This is a genomic window from Kordia sp. (assembly GCF_045105435.1).
Classification (GTDB): Bacteria; Bacteroidota; Bacteroidia; order Flavobacteriales; family Flavobacteriaceae; genus Kordia.
Genome location: NZ_JBGCDL010000354.1, coordinates 1 through 18,605 on the forward strand (window position 1 = coordinate 1; position 18,605 = coordinate 18,605).

Sequence of the window (18,605 nt, forward strand, 5' to 3'; positions counted from 1 at the left end):
AATATATACTTTTATTTCATTCTTCCAAACAAAAAATTGTCTTTTTGTACGATATTTTCGTATAAATTGATATATTTGTACTAATTAAACCTAAAAAATTACCCAAATGCTCGTAAAATTCACGGTAGAAAACTATTTATCCTTTAAGAATAGAACGACTATTGATTTCACAGCGTCTTCCCTTACCGAACTGCGAAATACGAATCTTCATCAAACCACATTAAAGAATGTGACCTTGTTGAAGAGTATGATTATTTATGGAGCCAATTCTAACGGAAAGAGTAATTTGTTTAAAGCCATTAATTTTGCGCGAAAGTTTATTATCAACTCTTCCAAAGACTCACAAGCCGACGAAGCTATAGAAGTGCAACCGTTTTGCTTATCGACTGAAACGATTGAAAATCCGAGCTTTTTTGAACTGGTATTTATTCACGATGCAGGAAAATATCGCTATGGTTTTGAAGTAGATGATGCCGAAGTTCACAAAGAATGGTTGTACGTTACGACTAAAAATAAGGAACAACTTTTGTTTGAAAGAAGTTTTCAAGACATTACTATTACTAAAAAATTTGATACTGCTAGTAACAATTTGACATCCATCACGCGAAAAAATGCCTTGTTTATTTCTGTGTGTGCGCAATTTAATATTCCAACAGGAATGGCAATTTTAAAAGCATTGGGGAATGTGCAATATATTTCTGGAATGCAAGATCGCTATACCATCAACTTTACCATTGATATGATGGACGATCCAACGAAGAAGAAATATATTGACAACTTTATTGCGAGTGCCGATTTAGGATTTACCGAAACGAAAGTAGAACGTTTTAAGCTTACGGAAGAAATTTTAGAGAAAGGAAATGTCCCAAAAGAGATTCGGAAAATGATTTTAGAGTCTGATGAAGAAAATGTGGTCGTAAGTACCAAACACCCAATTTATGATGAAAATAACGAAGAAGTAGACAATGTATATTTCAACTTATTTGTAAACGAATCGTTGGGTACGGGAAAATATGTAGCACTTTCTGGTCCAATTATAGATACGTTAATGCACGGAAAAACCTTGATTATTGACGAATTTGACGCGCAATTGCATCCGCATTTGAGCAAAGCTATCGTGGAATTGTTTAACTCGAAAGAGAACAATCCGAATGGCGCACAGTTGATTTTTGCTTCACACAATCCGGCGTTGATCAATCCGAAACGCAAACTTTTTAGACGCGATCAAATCATCATCACAGAAAAAGATCAATTTGGCGTAACGACTATGGAATCGTTATACGACAAAAAAATTCGCAAAGATGCTTCTTTCGAAAAAGATTATTTGGAAGGAAAATATAGCGGAATTCCTAATGTAGCAATTGATGAAAACTTCCGTTTGTTTAATGAGTAAGCTTGCTAATGCATTATAGTAAATAAAAACTGCACTTACATTTGATACAAATCCTTAACATAACCATCCAACCAAAATATTTATCATGAAAAAAAATTTGATCCTAATACTATATACCTTTATGACAACTATTGGATTTAGCCAATCAAAAGTAATGACACCAGAGCAACTTATTCAACTAAATAGAGTTTCTGCTGTGGGCTTAAGTGATGATGGAAAACAAGTAATTTATAAAACATCAACTTTTGATATAAAGACGAATGAGCGCTCCAATAAATTTTTTACAGTTTCTGTAAATGGAGGTGCTGTCAAAACTATAGAAGAAGTTGGGAATTTAGTAAAAGATAAAAATGTATCACCAAACGGAAAATGGAAATTAGTCGCAAAAGAAGTAAAACTTCAAAAAGTAAGTGGCTCTGATCATTATGAAGATGTTCCTAACTCCAATGTTTATATTTACAATCAACTCAACTACAGACATTGGGACAAGTGGGAAGATGGCGCTTTTAGCCATGTATTCATTCAATCTGCTACCGATTCAAATGATGAAGGAATTGATTTGATGGAAGGAGAACCTTATGATTGTCCACAGCAACCTTTTGGTGGAGATGAAGACTATATTTGGAGTCCTGACGCTAAAAAAGTGTTGTACGTTGCCAAAAAATTAGCAGGTACGGAATATGCTGTGAGCACAAATACAGATATCTATGAGTATAACTTAGAAACAAAACAAACGACCAACCTTACTGAAAACAACAAAGGCTACGATACGCATCCTGTCTTTTCACCAAAAGGAACGCTTGCTTGGTTGCAAATGAAAAGAGATGGTTATGAATCTGATAAAAATGATATCATCGTCAGATTGCCTGAAGGAGACGTAAATTTAACTAAAGATTGGGATGGTACTGTCAATGGATTTATTTGGAGCGAAGATGGATCAAAAATTTATTTTAACGCTCCTGTTGGTGGAACTGTTCACACCTTTCAAATCGATGTTCCATTTGGCAAGAAAATGAAGTCGAAACCTATCCAGATTTCTAAAGGTCAATTTGACGTAAATGGTATCATAGCCCAAAGCGGAAATCATTTAATTGTGTACAGACGCGATATGAATCATGCTTCAGAGATTTATAATCTGGACATCAAAACAGGTGCCATGAAACAATTGTCTACAGCAAATGATGACATTTACAAAGACATCAAAATGTCTAAGATAGAGAAGAGAATGGTTAAAACTACCGATGGAAAAGATATGGTTACTTGGGTGATTTATCCGCCAGATTTTGATCCCACTAAAAAATACCCTACACTTTTGTACTGTCAAGGTGGTCCGCAAGGAGCTTTGTCTCAATTTTATTCTTTCAGATGGAACTTTCAACTGATGGCTGCCAATGGATATATCATCGTTGCTCCCAACCGAAGAGGAATGCCTGGTCACGGTGTTGAATGGAATGAACAAATTTCAAAAGATTATGGTGGACAGAATATGAAAGACTACCTTTCTGCCATTGATGATGTAGCAAAAGAGTCATACGTAGACACTGATAGAATGGGATGCATTGGTGCAAGTTATGGAGGATATTCTGTGTTCTATTTAGCGTCAAGACATGAAGGTCGATTTAAATCATTTATTTCTCATGATGGAATTTTCAATTGGAGATCCATGTATGGAACTACGGAAGAATTATTTTTTGTCAATTGGGACATTGGTGGTCCATATTGGGATAAAAATAATGCTGCTGCTCAAAAATCGTATGCCGAATTTAATCCAATTAATTTTGTTGACAAATGGGATTCTCCAATTTTGATTATTCAAGGAGGAAAAGACTTCAGAGTACCAATTGGACAAGGATTAGAAGCTTTTCAAGCGGCACAATTACGAGGCATAAAATCAAGACTTTTATATTTTCCTGAAGAAAATCACTGGGTGCTTTCAGCGCAAAATAGCTTGGTTTGGCAAAGAGAATTCTACAAGTGGTTAGATGAGACCTTAAAAATGTAAAATAAGAGTGAATAGGTTTTTGTAATACCTCAAAAAACGATTTTGACGTAACAACCATGAAATCTTTATACGGCAAGAAAATCCGCAAAGATGCTTCTTTTGAAAAAGACTATTTGGAAGGAAAATACAGCGGAATTCCCAATATTAAAATTGATGATGATTTTTGTTTGTTTGATGAATAATCAATTCTAGGCTTCACAAAAAACAGCAATTTCAACAATAATATACTCATGTATCATGTTTTAGTATCACAACCAATACTACCAACATGAAATATGCAGTATACATCTTATTCATGGTTTTGTCTCAAAATGTACAAAGTCAAACTCCAAACACAGAAGTCATATTCTTTGATATTGTTGACTTAGCATCCTGTAATAAAAACAGCGAAATTGGATACCTAAAAAAAGTACATTTAGGCATGTTTTCTTATGATTTAAAAAACTTTGAAAGTCACAAATCATTGACATACAGAATGTTTCAAAGAAGCACAAGGTTTATTGACAGCATCGCACTAACTCCTAAAGAAAAAAAGTATTTACTAACTGAATTAAAAGCTTCTAAAGATTTTGAATGGAATTTAACCAAAAAAACAACTCTAAAAATAGCTGATAATTCTAGATGGCTTACAAATAGAGATTCCTCAAAAAAACATAGAAATAGAAGATTAAAAATTGTCTCTAAACCAATCTTCATCAGAAATAATACCATTGCCTGTGTATACAGCACGGATTTGTGTTGTGGAAAAATTAATGGACACACTAGTTTATCACTTTACAAACGAATCAACAATAAATGGACCGAATGGATTGCCATTTGTCAAGGTGATTTTTAAATTAATTTTTTCGCTTTCGCGGGATCATTCAAAGTAAAGTTTGTACTTCTTACTACACTTTTACCTTTTCGGCAAAAGTTACCTGTTTCAACTTATAACAACAAAAAGATCGCTATTTCTAGCGACCTTTTTTAATATTCTTCTCGTAATTTTTAAAAAATTATAACACAAGTTAGCTACGAACAAGTTTAGTCAAATAATGATATATAGCCGATTCTTTAGTAGAGAAAAACATTATTCTATAAGTAAACGTTTGGTTGCTGTTCCTTCGTTAGAAACCACTTTCACCAAATATAAAGCATTTGTTAATTGAGACACATCAAAAGAATGTCCTGCATTAAAACCGCCTTTAAACGTTTTTATTTGCTTTCCTGTAATATCATAAATCTGTACTTCTTCTACTTTTTTGTCTAGTTTAAAACTGTCCGAAGCAGGATTTGGATATAGTGAAAGCGTGTTTGTTGTATTTTGAAATTCTGTTGTACTTAAAACTGACTGCTGATTTCCAAAGATTCTAAATTGTCCCGCAGGAATTACAATTCCGTCTGCCGTATTGGTTACATTGATGCTTGTAGCGCCTGTATCGTCCATTAAATCGTACCAAGTTCCTGTGTATGGAAAATCAGGTACAATGTTTAAATCTGCCACAGAGAAGTTACATAAAATCACTACATTCTTCAATTCAGATGCAGGAATTGTATCGTCCCAAATATAAATACGTTGTCTGATGTCGTTGATATACGGACTAATTGAATAGTTTCCTTCAAACACCGCTTCTTGTACTTTTAAATCAATAATTCGTGCCCAATCATCATAGATTTTAGCGCGGTTTGCATCTCCTAACCAGTTATTTGTCCATTGTGGTTGTGGTTTTGTGTCTAATTTACAATCACCTGGCGTTGCATCACTTGGTAAATTTACACTTCCGTTGTTACATGTAAAAATGGAGTTTTCCATTCCTAATGCGCCAAAGTGCCAAATCATTTTTGGTCCTGGAATCGTTAAGGAAGCTGCGCCTAAAGCAGACATTCTCGATAATGATACGTTTAAGTCTTGTACATTGTGAGACGCTAATGCTGTATTTCCGAATTGTAAGTTTCTGTACATGATACGTTCTTCATCATGACTTTCTGCATATCCCATTAATCTAGGTCCATTAAAACCTCTACTTGTATGTCCCATTCTGGAAATATCTGCGTTAGAAGCAAATCCCATCGTTAGTTGGTTATACTGATCGGTCATTTTTCCCCACATCATTATTCCTTTTCCTTCGCCTAAGCGATAATCTGCCCATTCTTTTTCTTCGTTGTCTTGACCTAAGTGCTCAAAAATCACATAATGATCATCGTCCAAACTCCAAGAATAATCAGCATATTGCTTTAATACTGCCACACGGTCATTTCTGTAACCATTGGTACAACCTTCGTCACTTGCAGTACATTCTTGTGTGAATCCTTTGGTTAAATCCCAACGGAAACCATCAATATTATATTCTTCTATCCAGTGTTTTACCACACGTTCTGTATAGTATTGCGTTCGTGCTTGTTGATGATTAAAATCAGATCCAACACTGTAACTGTGTCTTGCAACTTCATTGAAGTATGGGTTTTCTGAACTTGGTTCTCCCCAACCATCGTTATCTGGATCGTTCATCCACATACGTACCATTGGGTTTCTACCAAATGCATGGTTTAATGCAACGTCTAAAATAACGGCAATTCCATTTTGATGACATAAGTCTACAAATTCTTTAAACTTGTCTGGTGTTCCATAATATTTGTCTAATGCTAAGTGAAAAGACGTGTTGTATCCCCAACTTTCATTGCCTTCAAATTCCATGATTGGCATTAACTGAATGGCGTTTACGTTTAAGTTTTTAAAGTAATCAATACGATCTATCAGGTTTTGATAGTTACGATCTGCATCAAAATCACGAATTAATACTTCATATACAATTAAGTCTTCTTTTTTTGGCTTTGCGAAGTTTTGCACTTGCCAATTGTATGGTGTTTGTCCTGTTTGTAATACCGTAACTTCACGTTCTTGTCCCGCAGGATAGGTTGGAAGGTTTGGATAGGTTGTTGCAGGAATAAAAGGATCGTCGAAAGGCGATAATACTAATGTAGAATATGGGTCTGCCGTTTTCACCAAGGCTGGTGAGTTTGCAATTGGCGTTTCGTCAATTACCCAATATTGGTAGGTATAGTTTTGTCCTGATGTTAATCCATCAACTTCTAGCCAAAATTTTCCTGTAGCACCATCTTTTTTCATTGCATAGCTTCCATCTGGTTGCCAGTTATTGAAACTTCCTGCAATGTATACAAAGTCTTTATTTGGCGCGTCTAATACTAAAGTTGCCTTTGAAGTATCTGCATCATAATTGATTCCATCTTCCAAACCGGCAGGTAACGCTTCTGTTACCGTTCCTGGGTTGATGATTACATTGAATGTACTGGTAATGGTCGTTCCGCCTAATGTAACTTCTAAAGCATAGTTTTTGTTTTCAGTAATGTTCATATCCGTATACGAATACGAAACACCATTGTTTGAATTTATTGTTGTTCCATTCGCTTTTAAAACATACGCAGCGGTTCCGCCTGTATTGTTTGCTGTAATTGCTAGGTTTGCACCTGAAGCTAATATGGTAGTACTTCCATCATTTGGTGTTACTAATGTTGATTGAAACGCTCCAACATCAAAGAAGAAGTCATTACAACCAGTTGCTTTTAGTTCTTGTCCGCCATTTTCATTTCGGAACACCATTCCCATCTTCGTGATCGTTTCCGCTTGAGCGGTAGTTAACCCATAATACGTTTCAGGAACAATGGTAATTTGCCATAATCCGCCGCCCATATCGGTCATTTCTCCTACACCATCATCTTGTCCCCAGTTTCCAATAACGTAGGTCCATGGATTGCTGGTTGTACCGACACCTGAATGCAAGTATACTTTGTTTGGACTGTTTATTCCATCACAATCCGTTGCTGAACTATTAATATCTACTGTAATTGTAATAGAGTCATCTACCTCAAAAGGTGTTGGCGTAATGGTCACTTGACCAAACGCGATGCTTGCAAACAGTAAACATAGTATGTGTAATTTTTTTTTCATCTGTTTTTGGTTTTTGTCAGATGGAATTTGCCATGAGTTTTTAACAAATCATAACATATTTCATAGCTTTTTTGTTTGAATACTTAGAAATTACTTTAGATAAAAAAGGCTGTAACAACTCTGTTACAGCCTTTTTAATGATCATTAAATTAATTAAGTGTCAGTGTGTATGTATATTCTCTTGGATTGCTCAAGTCTAATACCACTGTATAGTTTCCTGCTTCTGGCACTGCAATGTTATCTCCTCCAGGATTTAATCTTCCATCAGCTCCTGTGTCTCCGTAGTTCCAGTCCCAACCATCGTTTGCTCTAAACTTAATTTCATCAGCAGTTAGATCAACTGTAATTGAGAATGTTTGTGATGCTGAATCATACGTCATGTCGTTATCACTGTCCCAGCCAGTTGGTGTTCCAGATCCAATTAATCCCCAATTTGTATATTGAGCAGCGCTATATGTTAAGTTTTCAGTATCTACTTGTAATAAGTAGTATCCTGGCGTTGCTGGCACATTAGATTCTCCATCGTCTACTAATACACCTGAGAAACTTCCGTCATCTCCCCAATCTAAATTTCCCCAAGCGAAGTTTCCTGTAGCATCTGGCGCAACAAATTTGTATTCGTTGTTTAACCAAACATATCCTTCATAGTCAGAAGCTCCAAATTCTGAAGAAGCTAATCTTGGTGCTGTTGCAGGATCCCATCCTTGGTGATCTCCTGGTACAGCTATCATTGGTAATGAAGTTGTGTAAGGTGTAATGTTTAATGTTAATACATCAGACATTTGTTGTTGTGCATCTTGTGTTCCGATAGAAGAGATAACACGAATATCTAAATCACCTGCTACAAATGGACTTAAACCTGCAGCAATTGCTACATCATTTAATTGTTGGTTTGTCCAAGAAATAAAACGTTCTGTTGTAGATCCTCCTGCAATAGGCGCAGCAAAGTCCGTTCCGCTTAAAGCGATTTCTACATCATAGTTAACTGCTGTTTGTGTGTCATAATCTGCATCATTCCACACAAGTGTAGTCGCTACATTTTGTTCGTTTGCAACACTTAAAACAATAGCTGTTCCTGATGATGGTGTTACTAATTCTGGTCCGCCTTGTGGAGCAGCAATGATTAAGTTATCGTCATCACTACATGCATTGAATCCAACAAAGGCAACTACTGCTAAAAAGCCTGCTGTTATTTTGTTTAATTTTTTCATATTCATTTTTTTTTAGTAACCTGGGTTTTGAGTTAAATTAGGGTTTGCTGTAATATCTGTAGATGGAATTGGGAATAAATCTCTAAATGATTCTGTAGTTGTTCCGTTTTCCACATTTCCTTTCCATGGCCATACACCTTGGTCTGAGAATTGTCCGAAGCGAATTAAATCTGTTCTTCTATGACATTCCCAGTGCAATTCTTTTGAACGTTCAGCTAATAAAAATTCATCTGTAATGTCGCCGAAACCTCCAATTGGATTTGCATTTGAACGTTGTCTTACTAAGTTTACGTATTGTACTGCCAATCCTTGATCTCCTGCTCCTGCTCTTTTTACAGCTTCAGCATACATTAAGTAGGCATCTGCTAAGCGGAATACTGGGAAATCTGTATCGATAAAATCTCCTGAGCTATCTGATCCTGATACACCTAAACTAGTTACATTTTTGAATTTTTCTACTGCATATCCATCATTAAAGTTAAATACATCTGCAATTTCCAATTCTTGTCCATCTGTAAAGAAGTTGGCTCTTTGATCTGTAACCATTTCAGAAGCTGAGAATTTGTTTACAAACGAACTTGTCGTTCTAATTCCGCCCCAACCTCCGTTGATACCGAAAGCTGCTGCACTCATATTTCCTCCTACTGGCGCGTGTACTAAGAAAGTCATTGCTCCAAATCCTTGTGTATTTAATCCATCAGAATTAAAAGAGAAAATCATTTCGTTTTGTGCTCCGTTTGTATCATTATCTGCTAAAAATAATTCTTCATAGCTGTCGTGAAGTGTGTAACCAGCTCCAATAACATTTTCTAAGTATGGAATTGCTTGTGCACTTTGATCTGTTCCTGTGTATACTTCTGCATTTAAGTATAGTTTCGCCAATAACATCCAAACAGCTCCTTTGTCTGCTCTTCCGTATACGTTTTGACGCGCATCAATCATAATTGGCTCAATTGAAGTCAATTCAGAAATAATAAAATCAAATACTTCTTGTCTGCTTCCTTGCGTTGGTATAAAAGCTCCTATTGGGTCATCTTCTGTTACAAAAGGAACATTTCCAAACATATCAATTGCATGCCAGTAGCTTAATGCTCTTAAGAAACGCACCTCAGCTTTGTAAGCTGCTGGTAAGAATTCTGATTCTGGAACATCAGCCGTAGCTCTTAAGAATTCGTTTGAAATTGAAATTTGAAAATAAATTCTGTTATACATTGCTGTAATAAACTCGTTTGCAGGAGTCCATACTTGCCAGTTAAGGTCGTGGATTGTACCATCATTCCAAGCAATTAACGCTTCATCGGTTGTTAACTGTTGGTGCTTCCAGTATTGTCTCAAGTAGTTTGAGAATCCTTCATCAATTCCTGTAATATCAGGATTACCAGCTGGCCCTTGTTGTCCGCTTACTACAAATCCTGCATATATTCTTGCAAGAAACTGTTCGTATGCTGCAGGATCGTCAAAGACATTCGCAGCATTCTGTTCTATTACTGGCTCTAAGTCGAGTTCGTTTTCACATGAAGTGAATCCAAAACCAGCTATGAATAGCAATAGCACAATACCTATACGGTTTGATTGTTTTCTAAGTGTGTTCATCATTATCTGTATTTTGTATTACTTTGTTATAAATTCAAATTAAGTCCCATCAAGATATTTCTTGATCTTGGATAGAAATTATTATCTATTCCACCATTGATCTCAGGATCTAATCCATCATAATCAGTAATAGTAAATAGATTTTGACCTGACACATATACTCTCATTCTTGCATCATCGAATAAATTTTCGATAGTATATCCGAATGAAAGATTGTCTAATTTTAAGAATGAAGCGTCTTGCACATAATAATCAGAAAATAATTGCTGATTTTGGAATCCAGTATCTAAGATAGAGGAATTTACGTTATTAATAGAATTTGCGCCGAATAAAGCCGCTACATTTCCTGTGTTAGAAGCTACGTTATTATAGGCATAGTTCCCTAAACTTGCTCTCATTGTAAAAGAGAAGTCGAAGTTTCCATATTGCATATTTGATGAAAAACCAACAACAGCATCCGCATTTGGACTCTGATATCTGTATCTATCATCTGTATTTACAACTCCGTCACCGTTAATATCTACATAAGCTCCTTCAATTGGTGCTCCTTGCGCATCATATATTTGTTTGAATACATAGAAAGAGTTTACTTCATGACCTACAGAGTTAATCTGAATGGTATTTCCAACTCCACCTGCAATTCCACCTGTTAAAACACCTGGTGAATCTGTATTATCTGTTAAGAATAATTTAGTGATTTCATTATCAAAGAAAGAAACATTTACGTTTGTGTTCCATGAAAAATTCTCATTTTCTACAATAGCAGCATTTAAACTCACTTCCAAACCTCTGTTTTCTAAGTTACCAACATTGGTAATTAACATGTTAGAAAGGTTTGTTCCGGCAGGAACAGAAATAAAGTTCAATAAGTCTTCTACTTTGCGTTCATATACTTCTACAGAACCTGTTAAACGGTCATTTAAGAAACCAAAATCTAAACCAATATTTAATGTTTTAGAACGTTCCCAACGTAAGTTTTCATCATATTCTTCAGGACGAAGTGTTGTAACAAAGCGTGGAGAACCATCAGTATTGTAACCAAACTGATACTGAACTCTAGCATCTCCTGTTGTATAACGAGGAAGGTATCCATAATCAGGACCAATTTCTTGTTGACCCGTTTCACCGTATCCTACTCTTAACTTTAATTGAGAAAATACTTTTGAATCTTTCATAAAGTTTTCATCAATAATATTCCATCCAAAAGAAACTCCTCCGAAAAGATCAGAACGATCATCTGGATTTAAACGAGACGATATATCTTGTCTCAAATTCAAAGTTAGAAGGTATTTGCTATCGTAATCTAAATTTACTCTACCAAAATATGATTCTAAAGCGTTCTCTCCAATACTTTTAAACTGATTAGTTACACCTACTCCAGTAGTTGATTCAGAAATATTAGATCTGTAAAAACGTTGGAATGAGTGACCAACTGTAGCATCTACTGTTGTTTTAATATCTTCAAAAGTCTTTTTGTAGTTTGCGTATACATCTAAAAGTCTGTTTCTGTTTAAGTTTTCATAGAAACCTGTAACTCCTTCTTGATTAAAGTTTGAAGCTGCTTCTGCAGGAACAAATGTATCTCCTCTAACTTCATTATAGTCATATCCACCAAGAACTGTTAATTTAAGATCTCTTAAAAATGGCAATGTATAATCAAGTTTTAAACTTCCTGTACTTCTTTTAGTATCTGCTATGTTGCTATTCTGCTTTAACAAACCAACTGGGTTACGAACTGCAATCGTATTAATGGTTCCATCTGCGTTTACATTTTCAGTATATCCTCCAAAAGGACTTGTTGAATCAAATACAGGTTGTGTAGGATCAAAAGAAACAGCTGCTCCAATTGCTCCAGTATTTGCAAAAGTATCTTCAACCAACGCTCCTAAGATATTTGCTTCAACTCTAAGATCATCATTTAATAAACGCTGAATAAATTTTACAGAACCTGTCCAACGATCTACTTGTGAGTTTTGCAATGTACCTTCTTGTAATACATAACCAAGAGAAGCTCTATAGCTTGAATTTCCAAAACCTCCAGAAACGGTTACATTTGTATCAGAAGTAAGCGATCCTCTATAAATTTCATCTTGCCAATCAGTACTTGTACTTCCCAATTGCGCAATTTGATTTGGGTTTCCATTTGCCGATACTAAATCTCTAAATTGAGTTGATGATAATATATCAACTTCATTAAAGTTGTTTCCAACTGCTGTATAATGATTAACATTAATGTTAAAAGGTTTTCCTGATTTTCCTTTTTTCGTTGTAATTAAGATAACTCCACCTGTTGCTCTCGATCCATAAATAGAGGCAGCAGAAGCATCTTTTAATACTGTAAACGTTTCAATATCGTTTGCATTGATGTAATTTAATCCGCCACTTGCTGGATCTAAAGGAACACCATCTACTACAATTAAAGGATTTGAGTTTGCAGCCAATGAGGAAACTCCACCACGAATCTTAATTGCCGATCCTGAACCTGGCGCTCCACTAGGTGGCGTTACTTGTACACCTGCAGTTTTACCTGCAATCAATTGCTCTGGAGAAACAATAGCTCCACCGTTAAAATCTTCAGTGCTTACTGATTCAACAGATCCAGTAACATCTTTCTTTACAGCAGAACCATATCCTACTACAATAACTTCATCTAATTTGGAAGCATCTTCTTCTAATGCTACATTAATAGTTGCTTGTCCTGTATATGAAATTTCTTGAGTCTTGTAACCTACATAGGTAAACAAAATGGTCTGACCATTTGTAGCATTTATTTGATACTTACCATCAAAGTCAGTTGTGGTTCCAGAAGCTGTCCCTTTAATAATCACATTCACTCCTAACAATGGAGTTCCTGTAGATTGCTCAGTAACAATTCCTGTCACTTTTGTTTGGGCAAGCATTCCGATGGGAATCAAAAAAGCCAAAAACAAAATAAATTTTTGCATTTTCTTCATTTGTCTAATTTTTTATTTTCAAAATTGTCGTAAAAATCACGTATTTTTCAAGTAAAAATGAATTGTTTTTTTTGACAAAATCCGTGATGTTTTTGATTAAATACTTTTATATTTTTACCTCTCGATGTTAAAACTATGTAAATTTTAAGTAAATCAAAATTCGAGAATAACTTTTGATCCTACGCAAACGTTTTCGTGTTGACAACTTTTATAAACATTGGGTTTTATCCAATTAAAACAGTGTATTTTTAACAAAAAAATAAAAAATCATAGCTTTAATTATTGATCTTATAATAAACACGTATGAAGCGAAAAGTAACTCTCAAACAAATATCCAAAGAATTAGACGTTTCTGTATCAACTGTTTCCAAGGCATTACGAAATAGTAAAGAGATAAGTTTGGACACTCGAACGAAGGTACAAGCCTTTGCAAAACTCTATAATTATAGACCAAATAATATCGCCTTAAGTTTAAAGAATAAGTGTACCAAAACTATCGGTGTTATTATTCCTGAAATTGTACATCATTTTTTCTCTAAAGTAATTAGCGGAATTGAAAAAGAAGCCAATAACAGAGGATATAATGTAATTATCGGATTGTCTAATGAATCATTTGACAAAGAAGTTATCAATATTGAAATGCTTGCCAATGGTAGTATTGATGGTTTTATTCTTTCTGTTGCCAAAGAAACCTTATTATTACAGGATTATCACCATTTCTATGAAACTATCAATCAAGGAATGCCTATTGTAATGTTTGATAGAGTTGTAAACGAAATTGCGTGCGATAAAGTTGTGGTTGATGATAAGCAAGGCTCCAAAAAAGCAGTGACCAAACTCATTGATAGTGGTTGCGAAAACATTGCACTCATTACTACGAAAGACTACGTAAACGTTGGAAAACTAAGAACGCAAGGCTATTTAGAAGCTTTAGAAGAAAACAAAATTGAACCTAAATCTTCGCTTATTATAAAGGTTGAAGAAAACAAAGACAAAGAAATAGAGATTGAAACTTTAGAAAAAGAAATTTCTGCCTTATTAGACAAAGAAAAATCTATTGATGGAATTTTTGCAGTAAACGAACTCTACGCTATTACAGCTATGAAAATAGCAATTAACAAAGGATACAAAATTCCAGAAAACATGTCTATTGTTGCCTTTACCGATGGAGTTTTATCCAAACATGCCATTCCATCACTTAGTACAATAAGTCAACATGCTGTAGAAATGGGAACAAAATCGGCAACCATGTTAATTGACAAACTAGAAGAATTGGTTGATGAAGAAAGTTATAAAACAGAAATCATCAATACAACCTTAATAGAACGCGATACTACGCGATAAAAACATGATTTGCAGTAATAAAATTATTAAAATTCGACGAAATTACAGTCTTGATTTATAATTTAATCGTTGCTGTTTCAAAAAAAAAACTATATTTACACCATAAATATCAAGACTTATATTTTTATCTCTCACCTAAAAGTAAGTTTTGATAAGTTTAAACGCTTATCGTACATAGTTATAAACTAATACATTACGATAATGGAAAAGCGTAAGTTAAGTTTCTGGGAAATATGGAACATGAGTTTCGGTTTCTTAGGAATACAATTCGGGTTTGCACTACAAAATGCCAACACCTCAAGAATATTTGAAACCCTAGGAGCAGAAGTAGACAATTTAGCTGTCTATTGGTTAGCTGCACCTGTAACTGGTTTAATTATTCAGCCAATCATTGGATACTTTAGTGACCGTACATGGCACCCAAAATTAGGTCGTCGTCGTCCTTACTTTTTAGTAGGCGCAATATTAGCTTCTATAGCACTATGCTTAATGCCAAACTCTCCTATATTATGGATGGCAATAGGTGTATTGTGGATTATGGATGCTTCTATTAATGTCTCTATGGAACCTTTTCGTGCATTTGTAGGCGACAATTTACCCGAAAAACAACGTACACTCGGTTTTTCTATGCAAACTTTCTTCATAGGAATTGGAGGATTTGTAGGTTCATCATTACCGTGGGTATTTTCCAATTGGTTAGGTATAAGTAGTGAAGCTCCAGAAGGAGTAATTCCCGATACCGTAAAATACTCATTCTATTTTGGTGGTGCTGCGTTCTTACTAGCCGTATTATGGACAGTACTTCGCTCTAAAGAATACTCTCCTGAAGAATTTGAAGCTTTTGAAGAACAAGAAAAATCAACACTTGAAGAAAATCAACAACAAGTAACAACCAAAAAACAATCTGGTCTTGGAATTGGTATGATGCTCTTAGGATTAATTACCACAATGGGCGTTGTATATTATGAACTAAAACAAGACTTATATATTCTTACTGTTGGGATTGCAATTGTTGGATTGCTATTTTTACTAGCTTCTTTCTTAAGAAGTAAAAAAACTGAAAATGGTTTTGTAAATATTATGACAGATCTTTTACGAATGCCTGAAACAATGAAACAATTGGCTTTTGTACAATTCTTCTCTTGGTTTGCTATGTTTTCTATGTGGATTTATGCTACATCAGGAGTTACAAGTCATATTTACAATACTACTGATGCTAATTCAGAACTTTACAATGAAGGTGCTGACTGGGTAGGTTTTCTAATGGGAATAAAATTTTTAGTTGCTGCTGTAGTAGCATTTCTAATTCCTGTACTCGCAAAACATACCAGCAGACAAATAACACATCTTGTTTGTCTTACGCTTGGAGGATTAGGATTAATCTCCTATTTCTTCATTACCGATCCAGATTATTTATTAGTATCTATGATAGGTGTTGGTATTGCTTGGGCTAGTATCTTATCCATTCCGTATGCAATACTTACAGGATCATTACCAGCTTCCAAAATGGGCTACTACATGGGAGTTTTTAACTTCTTTATTGTTATTCCACAAATTGTAGCAGCTTCTATTCTAGGATTTATGCTAAACGCATTCTTTGACAAAGAACCAATTTATGCATTAGTTGTTGGTGGAATATCAATGATTCTTGCAGGACTATTAACGCTTAGGGTAAAAGACTAAGTAACAATACAATTACATGAACAAAAAAGGATTTATATTTGATTTAGATGGTGTCATCGTTGATACCGCAAAATACCATTACCTAGCTTGGAAATCACTTGCCAATGAACTAGGTTTTGACATCACGCTAGAACAAAACGAACAACTCAAAGGAGTAAGCAGAGTCCGTTCCCTAGAAATTATTTTAGGCTGGGGAAATAAAACGCTTTCCGATGAACAGTTCTCAAAATACATGGCAGAGAAAAACGATAATTATTTATCGCATATTGCACAAATGGACGCAGGAGAAATTCTTCCCGATGTCCCAAAAACACTAAACTATTTACAAGAAACACAGCAAGGAATTGCACTAGGATCAGCAAGTAAAAACGCACGTAAAATTCTACAAAAAGTAGGCTTATTCGAAGTTTTTCAAGCCATTGTTGACGGAAATAATGTTAGCAAAGCAAAACCCGATCCAGAAGTATTTCTAATTGCTGCCAAAAAACTAAACATCACACCTAAAAACTGTATAGTATTTGAAGACTCTGTCGCTGGTGTCACCGCCGCAAATAGCGCAGAAATGATTTCCATCGGAATTGGATCTCAAGAAACTCTCGGTCATGCCGACTACGTTTTTAAAGATTTCACCGAAATACAAACAAGTTTTATAAATGAATTAATAAAAAGATAAGGAATTAGGCACTAGGAATTAGTGAAAAGCTAATACCCAAAACCCAATACCTAACACCTATAAAAAAATGAATCAGAATTATATACAACCAGACAACTGGTCTATCATTGAAGAAGGATTTGATACCGAAAGTGTCAAATCTTCCGAAAGTCTCTTTAGTATCGGAAATGGCGCTATGGGACAACGAGCTAATTTTGAAGAATACTACTCTGGATCAACATTTCAAGGAAGTTACATTGCTGGAGTGTATTATCCAGACAAAACAAAAGTAGGTTGGTGGAAAAACGGATATCCCGAATATTTCGCCAAAGTACTCAACGCACCAAATTGGATAGGAATCAACGTAAAAATAAACGATGAAGCCTTAGACCTAAACGCTTGTAAAAAAGTAGCAAACTTCCGCCGCGAACTCAACATGAAAGAAGGTTGGTACGAACGTACATTTATTGCTACATTACAAAATGATATCGAAGTTGCCGTTTCTTCAAAACGATTTCTAAGTTTAGACATTGATGAGGTTGGAGCCATTGCATACAGTATCAAACCAGTAAACAATGATGCTACCATACAATATTCGCCATACTTAGATGCCGGAATCGAAAATGAAGATACCAACTGGGAAGAAAAATTCTGGGAAACCATTCAAATACAAGAAGAAAACAATCAAGCATTTATCGTTGCCAAAACACTAAAAACAGATTTCCATGCATGTACATTCATGCAAACGGAATTAAAGTTAAACGACAAATCGCTTGAATTGCCAACGAATGTTTCTCAAAAATCAACAGACATTTCGTTTCATTACACACAAGAAGTAAAGGCAAACGAAACATTGACCATTTACAAATATGGAGGATACACTGTTTGCACAAATCATGATAAAAACGAGTTAATTCCAGCCGCAAAAAAAGCATTGCAAAATGCTACATCTCAAGGATTTGATGCATTGCTAAAAAACCAAAAAGAAGCTTGGGCAAAAATTTGGGAAATGGCAGACATTACCATTGAAGGTGATGTAAAAGCACAACAAGGAATTCGTTTCAATATCTTTCAACTAAATCAAACGTATCTAGGAAAAGATTCACGCCTCAACATTGGTCCAAAAGGATTCACTGGCGAAAAATATGGCGGAAGTACGTATTGGGATACAGAGGCATATTGCATTCCGTTTTACATGACTACCAAAGATCAGCAAGTAGCACGAAATCTATTGCAATATCGATACAATCACTTGGAAAAAGCGATCGAAAACGCGGAAAAACTAGGTTTCAACAATGGCGCAGCACTCTATCCAATGGTAACGATGAATGGAGAAGAATGTCACAACGAATGGGAAATAACCTTTGAAGAAATTCACCGAAATGGTGCCATCGCATTCGCCATTTATAACTATACAAGATACACAGGCGATTACAGCTACATTCCAGAAATGGGACTCGAAGTCATGATCGGAATCGCTCGTTTCTGGCACCAAAGAGCCACATTCTCTACCGCAAAAAACAAATATGTAATTCTCGGAGTTACAGGTCCAAACGAATACGAAAACAACATCAATAACAATTGGTACACAAATTACATTGCACAATGGTGTATCAAATTTGCATCAGAACACATTGAAAAAGTAAAGCAAGAATACGCCGACGATCACAAGCGTATCATGCAAAAAGTACGTTTATCCGAGCAAGAAATCTCTTCGTGGATGGAAGTTGCCGAAAACATGTATTTCCCATACAGCGAACAATACGGCGTGTACTTACAACAAGATGGTTTCTTAGACAAAGACTTGGTCAGTGTTGCCGATTTAGA

12 protein-coding genes are annotated in these 18,605 nt (G+C 35.2%); 8 read left to right on the forward strand and 4 right to left on the reverse strand.

Features of this window, described 5'->3' with window-relative positions; translation table 11 throughout:
- Positions 1–106: 106 nt before the first annotated feature.
- The 4 genes from AB8B65_RS17960 (at position 107) to AB8B65_RS17975 (ending at position 4,230) form a co-directional block, all read left to right on the forward strand.
- A complete protein-coding gene (locus tag AB8B65_RS17960) occupies positions 107–1,393 on the forward strand; it encodes an ATP/GTP-binding protein (RefSeq protein WP_405302665.1) in 1,287 nt (428 codons plus the stop codon).
- An 85-nt stretch (positions 1,394–1,478) separates the two neighbouring features.
- Positions 1,479–3,395, forward strand: coding sequence for a S9 family peptidase (locus AB8B65_RS17965; protein ID WP_405302666.1), 1,917 nt, complete (start codon positions 1,479–1,481; stop codon positions 3,393–3,395).
- Between the two features lie 56 nt (positions 3,396–3,451).
- The gene (locus AB8B65_RS17970; protein ID WP_405302667.1) at positions 3,452–3,577 is read left to right on the forward strand and encodes a hypothetical protein; all 126 of its coding nucleotides are present in this window, start codon (positions 3,452–3,454) and stop codon (positions 3,575–3,577) included.
- An 86-nt stretch (positions 3,578–3,663) separates the two neighbouring features.
- Positions 3,664–4,230, forward strand: coding sequence for a hypothetical protein (locus tag AB8B65_RS17975; protein ID WP_405302668.1), 567 nt, complete (start codon positions 3,664–3,666; stop codon positions 4,228–4,230).
- A 234-nt stretch (positions 4,231–4,464) separates the two neighbouring features.
- On the opposite strand, the gene AB8B65_RS17980 is transcribed toward AB8B65_RS17975, so the two are convergent.
- From AB8B65_RS17980 to AB8B65_RS17995, 4 genes are all read right to left on the reverse strand, one after another.
- Entirely contained in the window at positions 4,465–7,341 is a 2,877-nt protein-coding gene (locus tag AB8B65_RS17980; protein WP_405302669.1) for an alpha-amylase family glycosyl hydrolase, read from the reverse strand.
- 149 nt (positions 7,342–7,490) lie between these two features.
- Positions 7,491–8,552, reverse strand: coding sequence for a SusE domain-containing protein (locus AB8B65_RS17985; RefSeq protein ID WP_405302670.1), 1,062 nt, complete (start codon positions 8,550–8,552; stop codon positions 7,491–7,493).
- A gap of 12 nt (positions 8,553–8,564) precedes the next feature.
- Positions 8,565–10,145 carry a RagB/SusD family nutrient uptake outer membrane protein gene (locus AB8B65_RS17990; protein WP_405302676.1) on the reverse strand — a complete coding sequence of 527 codons (1,581 nt, stop codon included), beginning with the start codon at positions 10,143–10,145 and terminating at the stop codon, positions 8,565–8,567.
- A gap of 26 nt (positions 10,146–10,171) precedes the next feature.
- A complete protein-coding gene (locus AB8B65_RS17995; RefSeq protein WP_405302671.1) occupies positions 10,172–13,099 on the reverse strand; it encodes a SusC/RagA family TonB-linked outer membrane protein in 2,928 nt (975 codons plus the stop codon).
- A gap of 303 nt (positions 13,100–13,402) precedes the next feature.
- Here AB8B65_RS17995 and AB8B65_RS18000 point away from each other — a divergent pair, with 303 nt between their 5' ends.
- The 4 genes from AB8B65_RS18000 to AB8B65_RS18015 all read left to right on the forward strand — a co-directional run.
- Positions 13,403–14,443 carry a LacI family DNA-binding transcriptional regulator gene (locus tag AB8B65_RS18000; RefSeq protein ID WP_405302672.1) on the forward strand — a complete coding sequence of 347 codons (1,041 nt, stop codon included), beginning with the start codon at positions 13,403–13,405 and terminating at the stop codon, positions 14,441–14,443.
- 201 nt (positions 14,444–14,644) lie between these two features.
- Positions 14,645–16,126 carry an MFS transporter gene (locus AB8B65_RS18005; protein ID WP_405302673.1) on the forward strand — a complete coding sequence of 494 codons (1,482 nt, stop codon included), beginning with the start codon at positions 14,645–14,647 and terminating at the stop codon, positions 16,124–16,126.
- Between the two features lie 16 nt (positions 16,127–16,142).
- Positions 16,143–16,799 carry a beta-phosphoglucomutase gene (pgmB, locus tag AB8B65_RS18010; RefSeq protein WP_405302674.1) on the forward strand — a complete coding sequence of 219 codons (657 nt, stop codon included), beginning with the start codon at positions 16,143–16,145 and terminating at the stop codon, positions 16,797–16,799.
- A gap of 67 nt (positions 16,800–16,866) precedes the next feature.
- Positions 16,867–18,605: family 65 glycosyl hydrolase domain-containing protein (locus AB8B65_RS18015; protein WP_405302675.1), on the forward strand; the 1,739-nt coding region annotated here is incomplete at its 3' end.

Bases quoted from the DNA above. Each gene is read 5' to 3' on its own strand.
- AB8B65_RS17960 (WP_405302665.1), top strand. From the start codon at position 107: ATGCTCGTAAAATTCACGGTAGAAAACTATTTATCCTTTAAGAATAGA.
- AB8B65_RS17965 (WP_405302666.1), top strand. From the start codon at position 1,479: ATGAAAAAAAATTTGATCCTAATACTATATACCTTTATGACAACTATT.
- AB8B65_RS17970 (WP_405302667.1), top strand. From the start codon at position 3,452: ATGAAATCTTTATACGGCAAGAAAATCCGCAAAGATGCTTCTTTTGAA.
- AB8B65_RS17975 (WP_405302668.1), top strand. From the start codon at position 3,664: ATGAAATATGCAGTATACATCTTATTCATGGTTTTGTCTCAAAATGTA.
- AB8B65_RS17980 (WP_405302669.1), bottom strand. From the start codon at position 7,341: ATGAAAAAAAAATTACACATACTATGTTTACTGTTTGCAAGCATCGCG.
- AB8B65_RS17985 (WP_405302670.1), bottom strand. From the start codon at position 8,552: ATGAAAAAATTAAACAAAATAACAGCAGGCTTTTTAGCAGTAGTTGCC.
- AB8B65_RS17990 (WP_405302676.1), bottom strand. From the start codon at position 10,145: ATGAACACACTTAGAAAACAATCAAACCGTATAGGTATTGTGCTATTG.
- AB8B65_RS17995 (WP_405302671.1), bottom strand. From the start codon at position 13,099: ATGAAGAAAATGCAAAAATTTATTTTGTTTTTGGCTTTTTTGATTCCC.
- AB8B65_RS18000 (WP_405302672.1), top strand. From the start codon at position 13,403: ATGAAGCGAAAAGTAACTCTCAAACAAATATCCAAAGAATTAGACGTT.
- AB8B65_RS18005 (WP_405302673.1), top strand. From the start codon at position 14,645: ATGGAAAAGCGTAAGTTAAGTTTCTGGGAAATATGGAACATGAGTTTC.
- pgmB (WP_405302674.1), top strand. From the start codon at position 16,143: ATGAACAAAAAAGGATTTATATTTGATTTAGATGGTGTCATCGTTGAT.